The 10,979-nt window shown below is 68.7% G+C and carries 11 protein-coding genes and 1 tRNA gene; 6 read left to right on the forward strand and 6 right to left on the reverse strand.

Annotated elements, in window-relative coordinates:
• Positions 1–6: 6 nt before the first annotated feature.
• Entirely contained in the window at positions 7–1,437 is a 1,431-nt protein-coding gene (gene lysA, locus D5S19_RS09590; RefSeq protein ID WP_120022997.1) for a diaminopimelate decarboxylase, read from the reverse strand.
• Positions 1,438–1,439: 2 nt separating this feature from the next.
• Positions 1,440–3,104, reverse strand: a complete 1,665-nt coding sequence (gene argS, locus D5S19_RS09595) for an arginine--tRNA ligase (protein ID WP_120022998.1) — start codon at positions 3,102–3,104, stop codon at positions 1,440–1,442.
• Between the two features lie 200 nt (positions 3,105–3,304).
• On the opposite strand from argS, the gene D5S19_RS09600 reads away from it, so the two are divergent.
• Both D5S19_RS09600 and D5S19_RS09605 read left to right on the forward strand, forming a co-directional pair.
• Positions 3,305–4,135 (forward strand): DUF3105 domain-containing protein, encoded by an 831-nt coding sequence (locus D5S19_RS09600; RefSeq protein WP_199730416.1) that lies wholly within the window; start codon positions 3,305–3,307, stop codon positions 4,133–4,135.
• A gap of 4 nt (positions 4,136–4,139) precedes the next feature.
• On the forward strand, positions 4,140–4,886 hold the full coding sequence (locus D5S19_RS09605; protein WP_120022999.1) for a DUF305 domain-containing protein: 747 nt from the start codon (positions 4,140–4,142) through the stop codon (positions 4,884–4,886).
• Between the two features lie 279 nt (positions 4,887–5,165).
• Here the strand turns inward: D5S19_RS09605 and D5S19_RS09610 are convergent, their stop codons facing one another.
• The 3 genes from D5S19_RS09610 to D5S19_RS09620 all read right to left on the reverse strand — a co-directional run bounded on the left by D5S19_RS09610 (position 5,166) and on the right by D5S19_RS09620 (position 7,962).
• Positions 5,166–5,771, reverse strand: coding sequence for a flavin reductase family protein (locus D5S19_RS09610; RefSeq protein ID WP_120023000.1), 606 nt, complete (start codon positions 5,769–5,771; stop codon positions 5,166–5,168).
• 9 nt (positions 5,772–5,780) lie between these two features.
• The gene (locus D5S19_RS09615; protein WP_120023001.1) at positions 5,781–6,695 is read right to left on the reverse strand and encodes a cation diffusion facilitator family transporter; all 915 of its coding nucleotides are present in this window, start codon (positions 6,693–6,695) and stop codon (positions 5,781–5,783) included.
• 145 nt (positions 6,696–6,840) lie between these two features.
• Positions 6,841–7,962 (reverse strand): epoxide hydrolase family protein, encoded by a 1,122-nt coding sequence (locus tag D5S19_RS09620; RefSeq protein WP_120023002.1) that lies wholly within the window; start codon positions 7,960–7,962, stop codon positions 6,841–6,843.
• Positions 7,963–8,096: 134 nt separating this feature from the next.
• Between D5S19_RS09620 and D5S19_RS09625 the strand changes: the two genes are divergently transcribed.
• The 3 genes from D5S19_RS09625 (at position 8,097) to D5S19_RS09630 (ending at position 8,698) form a co-directional block, all read left to right on the forward strand.
• Positions 8,097–8,172, forward strand: a tRNA-Arg gene (locus tag D5S19_RS09625).
• Positions 8,173–8,227: 55 nt separating this feature from the next.
• Complete coding sequence (locus D5S19_RS31625) at positions 8,228–8,416, forward strand: hypothetical protein (RefSeq protein ID WP_147397359.1); 189 nt, start codon at positions 8,228–8,230, stop codon at positions 8,414–8,416.
• A gap of 99 nt (positions 8,417–8,515) precedes the next feature.
• On the forward strand, positions 8,516–8,698 hold the full coding sequence (locus D5S19_RS09630) for a hypothetical protein (protein ID WP_120023003.1): 183 nt from the start codon (positions 8,516–8,518) through the stop codon (positions 8,696–8,698).
• 17 nt (positions 8,699–8,715) lie between these two features.
• On the opposite strand, the gene D5S19_RS09635 is transcribed toward D5S19_RS09630, so the two are convergent.
• The gene (locus D5S19_RS09635) at positions 8,716–8,973 is read right to left on the reverse strand and encodes a hypothetical protein (RefSeq protein WP_120023004.1); all 258 of its coding nucleotides are present in this window, start codon (positions 8,971–8,973) and stop codon (positions 8,716–8,718) included.
• Positions 8,974–9,853: 880 nt separating this feature from the next.
• On the opposite strand from D5S19_RS09635, the gene cas3g reads away from it, so the two are divergent.
• Complete coding sequence (gene cas3g, locus D5S19_RS32400) at positions 9,854–10,930, forward strand: type I-G CRISPR-associated helicase/endonuclease Cas3g (RefSeq protein ID WP_199730417.1); 1,077 nt, start codon at positions 9,854–9,856, stop codon at positions 10,928–10,930.
• The last annotated feature ends 49 nt before the right edge of the window (positions 10,931–10,979 follow it).

Genomic DNA, 10,979 nt, shown 5'->3' on the forward strand with positions numbered 1-10,979 from the left:
CACTCCTCACACCTCCAGGCGCAACATGTCGTCGGTCGTCTCCCGCCGCAGCAGCATGCGGGCGCTGCCGTTGCGCACGGCCACCACCGCCGGACGCGGCTGCCGGTTGTACGTGCTCGCCATCGAGTAGCAGTAGGCACCGGTCGCCGCGACGGCGAGCAGGTCGCCGGGGGCCAGCGTGTCGGGCAGCCAGCAGTCTCGGACCACGATGTCACCGGATTCACAGTGTTTTCCCACGACCCGGGACAGCGTGGGCAGCGCGGGCTCGTCGCCGTCGGCCGCCGAGCGCGAAACGACCCGGCAGTCGTACACCGCGTCGTAGAGCGCGGTGCGGATGTTGTCGCTCATCCCGCCGTCCACACTCACGTACCGGCGTGTGGACTCGTCGCCGAGCGCGACGTCCTTGGTCGTGCCCACCTCATACAGGGTGAACGTGCCGGGACCGGCGATCGCCCGGCCGGGCTCGCCCGCGATCCGCGGCACCGGCAGCTCCGCGTACGCGCATTCCTTGCGCACGATCTCGCGGATCTGCGTGATCATCTGCGCCGGCGGGGGCGGGTTGTCCTTCTCGGTGTACGCGATACCGAAACCACCGCCGAGGTCGACGAGGGTGAGCTGCTCCAGCAGCTCCCGGCCGTGTTCCTTGGCCAGCTCGGCGATCAGCCCGACCACGCGGCGCGCGGCGACCTCGAAGCCGTCCGCGTCGAAGATCTGCGAACCGATGTGGCTGTGCAGGCCGACCAGCCGCAGCGACGGCGCGTTCAGCACCCGGCGGACCGCTTCCGCGGCGTCTCCGGAGGCCAGTGAGAAACCGAACTTCTGGTCCTCGTGCGCGGTCGCGATGAACTCGTGGGTGTGCGCCTCGACCCCGACCGTCACCCGCACCAGCACCTGCTGCTCGACCTCGCGGCGAGCGGCGATCTCGGCCAGCCGGGCGATCTCGAAGTACGAGTCGACCACCACCGTGCCGACCCCGGCCTCGACCGCGGCCTCCAGCTCGGCGACGGATTTGTTGTTGCCGTGCAAGGTGATCCGCTCCGGCGGGAAGCCGGCGCGCTGGGCCACGGCCAGTTCGCCGCCACTGCACACGTCCAGGCTCAGCCCCTGCTCGGCCACCCAGCGGGCGATCTCGATGGACAGGAACGCCTTCGACGCGTAGTGCACGAGCGCCGGATCGTCGAACGCCTCGGCGTAATCGGCGCAGCGGGACTTGAAGTCCGCTTCGTCGACCACGAACAGCGGCGTGCCGTAGGTCTCGGCGAGGTCGCGCACGTCCACCCCGGCAATCCGGACCACCCCGTCGGCGGCGCGGTAGACGTTGCGCGGCCACACTTTCGCGGGCAGCTGGTCGAGTTCGACGGCACTCGCGGGCGGGAACCCGGAGGCGTCGGCATGGGGGTAGACGTCGGCGTGGCGGGGTCCCGCGGGGTGCGCCATGGTTACATCCGTTCCGGAGCTGAGACACCGAGCAGCGACAGGCCGTTCGCCAGCACCTGGCGGACGGCTTCACACAGGGCCAGCCGGGCGTAGGTAAGCGGGGTGGCCTCCTCGTCGCCCTGCGGGAGAACCCGGCCGACTGTGTAGAACTTGTGGTAGGCGCCGGCCAGCTCTTCGAGGTAGCGGGCCACCCGATGCGGTTCGCGCATCTCCGCCGCCCGGCGCGTCACCTCGGGGAACTCCCCGACCGTACGGATCAGGTCGCCCTCGGCGGGCAGCGTCAGCAGTCCCCATTGGACGTCCGAAGAGGACACTCCGGAATCAAGGCCGAGATCCGCGGCCGAGCGCTGCAAAGAGGACAGCCGGGCGTGCGCGTACTGCACGTAGTAGACCGGATTGTCGTTGGAGTGCTTGCGCAGCAGATCCAGGTCCACGTCCAGGCTGGAGTCCACCGAGTAACGGATCAGTTCGTAGCGCGCCGGGTCCACGCCGACCGCCTCGACCAGATCCTCCATGGTGATCACGGTGCCCGCCCGCTTGGACATCCGCACCGGCTTGCCGTCGCTGACCAGGTTCACCATCTGGCCGATCAGCACCTCGACGGTGGCCGGGTCGTCGCCGAACGCGGCGGCGGCGGCCTTGAGCCGGGCGATGTAGCCGTGGTGGTCCGCGCCGAGCATGTAGATGCACAGATCGAAACCGCGGTTGCGCTTGTCCTTGAAGTAGGCGAGATCGCCGGCGATGTAGGCCGGGTTGCCGTCCTTCTTCAGGACCACCCGGTCCTTGTCGTCGCCGTACTCACTGGACTTCAGCCACCAGGCGCCGTCGGCGAAGTAGAGGTTGCCGGAATCCTTGAGCTGCTGCACCGCGGCGTCCACCGCGCCGGACTCGTGCAGCGAGTTCTCGTGGAAGTAGACGTCGAAGTCGGTGCCGAACTCGTGCAGGCTCTGCTTGATCTGGCTGAACATCAGCTCGATGCCGATGCTGCGGAAGGTCTCGTGCCGCTCCTGCTCGGGCAGCGCCAGCGCGCCCGGCTCGGCCTTGAGCACCTCGGCGGCGATGTCGGAGATGTAGGCGCCGGCGTACCCGTCCTCGGGGGCGGGCTCACCCTGCGCGGCGGCGATCAGCGACCGGACGAACCGGTCGATCTGCGCGCCCGCGTCGTTGAAGTAGTACTCGCGGGTGACGTCGGCGCCCTGCGCGGCGAGCACCCGGCCGAGCGCATCGCCCACTGCGGCCCAGCGGGTGCCGCCGAGGTGGATCGGGCCGGTCGGGTTGGCGGAGACGAACTCCAGGTTGATCCGGCGGCCGGCGAGCGCGTCGCCACGGCCGTAGTCCTCGCCCGCGGCGAGCACCTGGCGAACCACCTCGCCCTGGGCGTCCGCGGCGAGCCGGAAGTTGAGGAAACCCGGGCCGGCCACCTCGGCCGCGGCCACGCCGTCCTCCCCGGCGACCGCCTCGGCCAGCGCCTCGGCGAACTCCCGCGGCTTCAGCCCGGCCTTCTTGGCCACCTGCAGGGCCAGGTTGGTCGCATAGTCGCCATGGTCGGGGTTGCGCGGGCGTTCGATGGTCACCTGGTCCGGGAGCACGGCGGCGTCCACCCCGCGGGCGGCGAGGACGGCCACGGCGGAGCTGCGAACCAGGTCGGCGAGTGCGGCGGGAGTCACGCGCCGGATTCTAGGTGCGCGTACGCGCGCGGGGCGCACCGCGGTCCGGACAGAGGAGATCGCGCGCACACCCGCCCCGGCCGCCCGGCCCGCGGAACGGCTCCCCGGGTGTTCACGGTGGTCCGACGTCCGGTCTCTACACTGGGCTTCCGGCGGGCCCGTCCGGGTCTCTCCAGCCCTCACGAGGAGATCGCGGGACGATGGCGAACGGCACAACCGGGAAGAAGGGCACCACCGGCAAGTCGGCGGTGCAGGCGGCCCGTGGCCGCTCCGTCGTGACCAAGAAGGGCACGCCGTGGGGCACCATCACCGGCGTGATCCTGGTGGTCTGCCTGCTGGCCGGGGTGATCACCTACTACCTGGTGAAGTCGGCCCCGCAGCGCGAGCAGAAGTCCCGGGACGAAGCGGCCGCGGCGTTCGCGCCGACGGCGAGCGATCCCGACCCGTCGAAGAAGATCCCCGGCGTGAGCACCAAGCAGTACACCGGCTCGGTGCACATCCTGCCCACCGAACGGGTGGCCTACGACCAGAGCCCGCCCTTCGGCGGTCCGCACGACGGCTACTGGGCCGCGTGCAACGGCGTCGTCTACCCGACCGCGGTGCGCAACGAGAACATGGTGCACGGGCTCGAGCACGGCACGGTGTGGATCACCTACAACCCGGACCAGGTCAAGGGCGACCAGATCGACCTGCTCTCGGCGCGGGTCAAGGGGAAGCCTTACACGATGATGTCGCCCTACCCCGGCCTCGACAAGCCGATCTCGCTGCAGTCCTGGGGCCACCAGCTGAAGCTGGACAAGGCCGACGACCCGCGCATCGACGAGTTCATCGCCGCGCTGCGAACCAACCCGAACGGGGTGTACCCGGAGATCGGCGCGTCCTGTGACGCGCTCGGCCCCGGCCAGTTCGACCCGGCCAACCCGCCGAAGTTCGACCCGAGCAAGCCGGGCCCGGACGCGAAGCCGATGGACTACCAGGGCAGCACCGGCGCGGCCAAGGAGCAGAAGCCCGGAATGCCGGCCGGGCAGTGATCCGATGACCGAGGCCGAGCCGTCCCCGGAGACCGCCGACGCCGCCGGTCCTGCCGGTTCTGCCGGTCCTGAGCGGCCGAACTGGTCGCGCTGGGTGATCATCGCCGGCACGCTGGTGGCCGTGCTGCTGGCCGGCGCCGCCCTCGGGCTGTTCGCGGCCCGGCTCTCCGGCGGGGACTCGACCACCGCGAGCCCGGAGGCGGGTTCGGTCGAGGTCGGTTTCGCGCAGGACATGTCGGTGCACCACCTGCAGGCGGTCACCATGGCGAACTGGGCGCGCGATCACACCGCCGATCCGGAGGTCCGGCAGCTCGCCTTCGACATCACGAGCACGCAGACCGAGCAGGTCGGCCGGATGAAGGGCTGGCTCATGCTGTGGGATCAGCCCGAGCAGTCCATCGGGCAGTACATGAGCTGGATGAGCGAACCCGGCGGCCACAACGGAATGCAGATGTCCGGCGGGGCCACCTCCGTGCCGATCGCCGATGGCCTGATGCCCGGCATGGCCACCGACGCCGAGCTGGCGAAGCTGCGCACGCTCAGCGGCCAGGCGATGGACGTGTACTTCCTGCAGCTGATGCTCCGCCACCACCAGGGCGGGGTGCCGATGGCCGAATACGCCCAGCAGCACACCAGCGTCACCGCGGTGAAGCAGCTCTGCCAGAGCATCCTGACCTCACAGGGCGCGGAAATGGCGCAGATGAAGCAGATGCTGCAGGCGCGGGGAGCGCAGCCGCTGCCTGCCGCCTGATCCGATTCACCGGCGCAGCTCTACTCAGGGGCCGTGAAGGGGTCTTTCACCGCCTCTTAGTCCGTGAAGGGTCCCTTCACGGCACGGGCACGGCAGGGCTGCGCAACGGTTTCTCTGCGGTGGCGGTCTGTCCACTCCGGACCCGAGCGGCCATCCAGGGTCACCGACCGGCCGCACTCCGGGACGCGCGGGGCTGTGAAGGGACCCTTCACGGTCTCAGAGTCCGTGAAGGGTCCCTTCACGGCACGGGCGAGCACGAGGCAGCGCAACCGACCGGCGTCAGCGGGGCTTCCGGTCGGAGTATCGGGGCCGTCGCAGTTCCCGCACCTCGCCCATCGTCGACCATTCGTCGCGGCCGAGGCGGGCCAGTGGGCGGAGGCGGTCGATCACCGGGTGGTCGCCGTCCAGGACGGCTTCGGCCACCGCGAGGTGGACCACCCGGCCGAACACCACGGTCGATCCGCCGAAGCCGAGCGTGCTGTGCAGTTCGCATTCGAAGGAGACCGGGGACTCGGCGACCCGGGGCGGGCGCACCCGCAGGCTGGGCTCGCGGGTCAGGCCCGCCTCGTCGAATTCGCTGACCTCCGGCGGGAAATCCGTGCCAGTCTCGTTGACCTGCTCGAACAGCTCCTCGGGCGAGAGGTTCACCACGAACTGCCCGGTCTCCTCGACGTTGCGCAGGGTGTCCTTCCGGCCCACCGAGGTGAACTGCAGCACCGCGGGCGAGGTGGACGCGACCGTGAAGAACGAATGCGGGGCCAGATTGTCCACGCCCGCCGCGGAAGTGCTGGACACCCAGGCGATCGGGCGCGGCACCACCGTGGCGGTCAGCAACCGGTAGAACACATGCGGGGCGATCTCCGCGGGGTCGAAGTCCTTGCGCATACTCCCGGTCTACCAGGACAGCTCCGTGCACCTGCGGGCGGACTGCGGGGCTTCGACCTGCAACGTGGCGTGCTCGATGGAATACCGCTTCGCCAGCAAGTCCTGCGCCCTGGTCAGCACCGCGGACTGTTCGGCCTCCCCGGCCACAGTCAGGTGCGCGGAGGCCACCTCCATGCCCGAGGTCAGCGTCCACACGTGCAGATCGTGCACGTCCGCCACGCCCGGCAGGGCGGACAGCTCGCTGCTGATCTGGGACACGTCCACGCCGACAGGCGCGTGCTGGAACAGAATCCGCAGCGCGCGGCGGGCGAGCGTCCAGGTGCGGGGCAGCACGAACAGCCCGATCGCGACGCCAATGATCGGGTCCGCGTACCGCCAGCCGGTGGTCAGCGTGATCGCGCCGCTGACCAGCACGCCGACCGAGCCGATCAGGTCGGCCAGCACCTCCAGGTAGGCCCCCCGCACGTTGATGCTCTCCTGCGCGCCGGAGCGCAACAGGAAGAACGACACCACGTTCGCGACCAGCCCGGCCGTCGCGGCGAGCAGCACCGGCAGGCCGGGCACCTCCGGCGGGTCGGTGATCCGCCCGATCGCCTCGACCACCACGTATCCGGCGACCCCGAACAACAGCACCGCGTTGGCCAGCGCGGCCAGCACCTCGGCCCGGTACATGCCGAACGTGCGGCTCGGCGTCGGCCCGCTGCGGCGCGCCAGCATGATCGCGACGAGCGCCATGCCGACCCCGAGCACGTCGGTGAACATGTGCGCCGCGTCGGAGACCAGCGCCAGCGAGCCGGTGGCGAAGCCCACCACGAACTCCAGGACCATGAACCCGGCGCCGATCACCAGCGAGATCAGCAGCGCCCGCAGGTAACGACCGGACGCGCTCGCCGGAGCGGCGGTGTGTCCGTGCCCGTGTCCCATTGCCTGCCTCCCGTTAGCGCGCATTGCCGCCTACCCTCGACCGGAATATATAGTCGAATGCGCATATGTGCAATACAGGCTAGGCTCACTTCACTTCTAGCACGGGAGGGCGGGGGCTGCCCATCCCCCTCCCGGGAAGTGGGAGTCAGCGCACGAGCCGGAAGAACCCGCGGATCTGCGCCACCAGCGACTCCGGCTGTTCCATCGCCGCGAAGTGCCCTCCTCGCGGCAGCTGCTCGTACCAACGGAGGTCGAGGTACCCCAGCTCGGCCTCCCGGCGCGACGGCCGGCTGATCTCCCGCGGATAGACCGAAACCCCGGACGGCGCTGTGACCTGGCGACGGAAAGCACCGAAGCTCTCCCAGTACAGCCGCGCGGACGAGGTGGCCGACGCGGTGAACCAATAGGCCGAGATGATGTCGAGCATCTGCTGCCGGGACAACGCATCCTCCGGATGCCCGTCGTTGTCCGTCCAGGCCCAGAACTTCTCGGCGATCCAGGCGGCCTGCCCCGCGGGCGAATCGGTGAGCCCGTAGCCGAGCGTCTGCGGCCGAGTGGCCTGCTGACCCGAATAACCACGCCCAGTGCGCGCGAACTCCTTCGACGCTTCCGCGGCCGCGAGTTCTTCGGGCGTCGGGTCGTCGAACACCCCCGAGGGCGCCGACGCCATGTTCACGTGCACCCCGGCGACCCGCTCCCGCGCGACCTCGCCGAGCGCACCGGACACCGCGGACCCCCAGTCACCGCCCTGCGCCCCATACCGCTCGTAGCCAAGCGAGACCATCAGCCGATCCCAGGCCCGCGCGATGCGCTCCACGCCCCACCCGGCCTCCGCCGGCTTGTCACTCCAGCCGAACCCCGGCAACGACGGCGCGACGACGTGGAAGGCGTCGCACGGATCCCCGCCGTGCGCCCGGGGGTCGGTCAACGGCCCGAGCACGTCGAGGAACTCCAGCACCGACCCGGGCCACCCGTGCGTGAGCACCAGCGGAAACGCCCCCGGCTCGGGCGAGCGGACGTGCAGAAAGTGGATCCCCAGCCCGTCCACGGTGTCCCGGAACTGCGGAAACGCGTTGAGCCGGGCGCCGAACCCGAAGTCGTAGTCCTCGGCCCAGGCGCGGCACAGCTCCTGGACGTATCCGAGCGGAATCCCCTGCGACCAGTCCGCCACGGTCTCCGCCTCCGGCCACCGCGTACGCCGCAACCGCTCCCGCAGATCCGCAATGTCCGCTTCGTCAATCTCGATCCGGAACGGCTCTGCGGTCACGGCTGTCTCCCCTCTGCTGTCCCCTCACTGGCCCGGCAAGATCGACATTATCGGGTTTCCGGACGGGCGGGCCCCCTCCGGTGCGGGGGTGAAACCGGGGTGCGCTAAGCTTTCTCCAGTCGCGCAAGCGGCAAGCCCTCGTAGCTCAGGGGATAGAGCACTGCCCTCCGGAGGCAGGTGTCGCAGGTTCGAATCCTGCCGAGGGCACCACAAGGATGGGAACGGGAGAGATGTCAGACATGGCATCCTCCTCGTTCTCATTTTCGTGTTTGAGCTGGTCAGCCCGCCGTTCTCGGCTGAACGGCAGGACGACGGCCGCGTGGGCGGCGTGACGCGCCGCTGGCAGCGTCGTTCCGGCCAGGGTGACTGTGCACTTGATCTGGTTAGTCTCTTTACGGTAGCGAAGTTCGAGCCGGAGGGCTTCGAACAGTCGCCGCGCGGTGTCTTCGGGTAGTTCCTCGATCCGGACCTCGCCCATGGGCAGCGTGTCGAGCAGGTCGGGGTTGGGTGCCTGCTGGTTGGCCTCTTCGGCTTCGGCAAGCTGGGCTTCAAGTTGGGTCTTGCGCTGGTGCAGTTCGGCGCGCTCCTCGTTGATGTCGCGGACGAAGTCCTCGGTCGGTTTGTCGATACGGGAGAAGTTGCGGACGAGGTTCTTGACCATCCGGGTGGTGTCGTCGATCTCGCGTCGCAGGGCGGCAAGGCGCTGCTCTCGTTCCCGCTGGACAGCGGCGTGTAAGAGGGCATTTTGAAACCTCAATACTTGTCACCGTCGTTAGACAGGTCGCGGTCGTGCCACTCGGCCGGAGATCTTCGTCGGCGCGGGCATCTCAGTCCAGAACTGATGCCGGGCAGCCGGTGCGGGCGGGAGTCACGCAGCGCTCGTGCGGCGGCTTTGAGATGGTCAGGTCCGCCGCGGTTGTAAACCTTCCAGAGGAACACGAGAGTGGCCATCAGGCTGAGGAAAGCGAACAGGCTCGTGGCCACGGTTGTGATCGTCGCGAGTTCGATCATGAGTGTCCTCATCTGCGTCGCCGCGACATTGCAGTGCGGACATGGCACGCGGTGTTGTCGGGGCTTCGGGTGTCGGTCCCCGGACAACGACGAGTGCCGTAGCTCCAGACGGCGTGGCGAGCCTGCCGGACTCACATCCAATCGTTTCCGAACCAGTTGGCCGTCCCGAGTGGCTGCCAATTCGCGGTACATCCAGCGATCGACCCACGGTGTTGCCGGTGGTCACCGCAAATGTTCCTTTCCAAAGTCCAGCCAGGTATTCCTGGCCAGGCTCGGCATCGTGCAACTCCTTCGCAGTGGCACGACCGCGGCGCTTGCCCAGGCAGGTTGTGCATGCGGATGAGGGACCACGCCCAGCGGCGAACTACTCGGTCATCAGGTGACACCTCAGCCCCAATGGAGGCACGTCGGACGCGGTCCCGGCGGGACGATAGCACCCACAGCAGCACCATTTCACATCGTGCCTGTTTGCACACATCGAAAATCCACAATGCAGGCAACTTCGACTTTCATTGCTGCGGGCGGTACGGTTTGGGCGGGTCAGACAGCCGCGGCGGCGTCACACGAGAGACCACTGACGATCGACGGAAGCTGAGGAGGCATGGGCTGAGACAATCATGGTCTCCGGATTTCGTCGGAACAGAAAACTATCGGGGGTTCGGTCCTACAGTTCGCCAGGTGAGCACAGTGAGTTCCAATGTCGGCGTGATCGACGATGCCCGCATGCGTTCCCATCGCGACGATCGCGACAGCGATCGACGCTCTTATGCTGCGCTATGCGTAGTAGAGGCGCCCCGCGCGATGCGCATGCCAGCGCAGTACTCGGCCGATCCTGGAGGTGCGTCACAGACGATCGGCGGAGACCAGGAAAGGAACGGGCGTGGCGGTCAGGAGTTTCGAGGACTTCGTCGCTAAGGCGACAGGCGGAAAGAATCGTCCTTACCGGTATCAGGCGCGTTTGGCCGAGCAGGGGCTTCCGGATGTCCTGCGGGTGCCGACCGGGACGGGGAAGACGTTAGCGGCGGTGCTGCCGTGGCTGTATCGGCGTCAGGTGGAGCCTGGTGTCACTCCGCGGTGGTTGGTGTTCGTGCTGCCTCAGCGGGTGCTGGTCGAGCAGACGGTTGCCCGGGTTCGGGAGTGGGTTGAGCGGCTGGGGTTGCCGGTCGGTGTGCATGTGCTGATGGGCGGGGAGGATCCCGAGGCTCTGGAGTGGACGTCCGGTCCTGTGGGTGATCGGGTGTTCGTGGGCACGCAGGACATGGTGTTGTCGCGGTTGTTGATGCGCGGTTTCGGGGAGGCGCGGTCGAGTTGGCCGCGCAGTTTCGGGTTGCTGCATGCCGGGGTGCAGTTCGTGTTCGACGAGGTGCAGTTGATGGGGCCCGGGTTGCCGACGTCGTTGCAGTTGCAGGGACTGCGGGACAGTTTCGGCACCGCATTGCCGTGTCGGTCGATGTGGATGTCGGCGACGCTGGATCCGGATCGCTTGGGAGCCCCGGACTTCGCCAGGGATTTGTCGGTTGTCGAGCTGGGAGACGACGATCGTGACGAGGGCTTGTGGAAGAAGCTGGATGCCCGGAGAACCGTGGCTGAGCTTCGGCTGGGCGACCCGGACGGGCGGCATTATCCGAAGGCGCTGGCCGAGCGGGTGCTGGCCGAGCATCGAGCGGGGACTCGGACGCTGGTCGTGGTGAACACGGTCGACCGGGCAGCCGCGGTGTTCGCCGAACTGCGCAGGGCGGCACCGGCGGCGCGGCTGGTGCTGCTGCATTCGCGGTTTCGTCCCGGGGATCGGCGACGCCAGGTCGACGGCGCGCTCACGCAGCCGGGCGCACAGGGAACGATCGTGGTCAGCACGCAGGTCCTGGAGGCGGGAGTGGACGTCACGTCCGAGACGCTGGTGACGGAGGCGGCGCCGTGGTCGTCGCTGGTCCAACGCGCGGGCCGATGCAATCGGTAGGGGGAGAGCCGGGCGGCTCGGTTGTTGTGGGTGGTGCCACCGCAAAGCC

The organism is Amycolatopsis panacis, assembly GCF_003600245.1.
GTDB lineage: Bacteria > Actinomycetota > Actinomycetes > Mycobacteriales > Pseudonocardiaceae > Amycolatopsis > Amycolatopsis sulphurea.

Bases quoted from the DNA above. Each gene is read 5' to 3' on its own strand.
- lysA (WP_120022997.1), bottom strand. From the start codon at position 1,437: ATGGCGCACCCCGCGGGACCCCGCCACGCCGACGTCTACCCCCATGCC.
- D5S19_RS09600 (WP_199730416.1), top strand. From the start codon at position 3,305: ATGGCGAACGGCACAACCGGGAAGAAGGGCACCACCGGCAAGTCGGCG.
- D5S19_RS09605 (WP_120022999.1), top strand. From the start codon at position 4,140: ATGACCGAGGCCGAGCCGTCCCCGGAGACCGCCGACGCCGCCGGTCCT.
- D5S19_RS09615 (WP_120023001.1), bottom strand. From the start codon at position 6,695: ATGGGACACGGGCACGGACACACCGCCGCTCCGGCGAGCGCGTCCGGT.
- D5S19_RS09610 (WP_120023000.1), bottom strand. From the start codon at position 5,771: ATGCGCAAGGACTTCGACCCCGCGGAGATCGCCCCGCATGTGTTCTAC.
- D5S19_RS09635 (WP_120023004.1), bottom strand. From the start codon at position 8,973: ATGATCGAACTCGCGACGATCACAACCGTGGCCACGAGCCTGTTCGCT.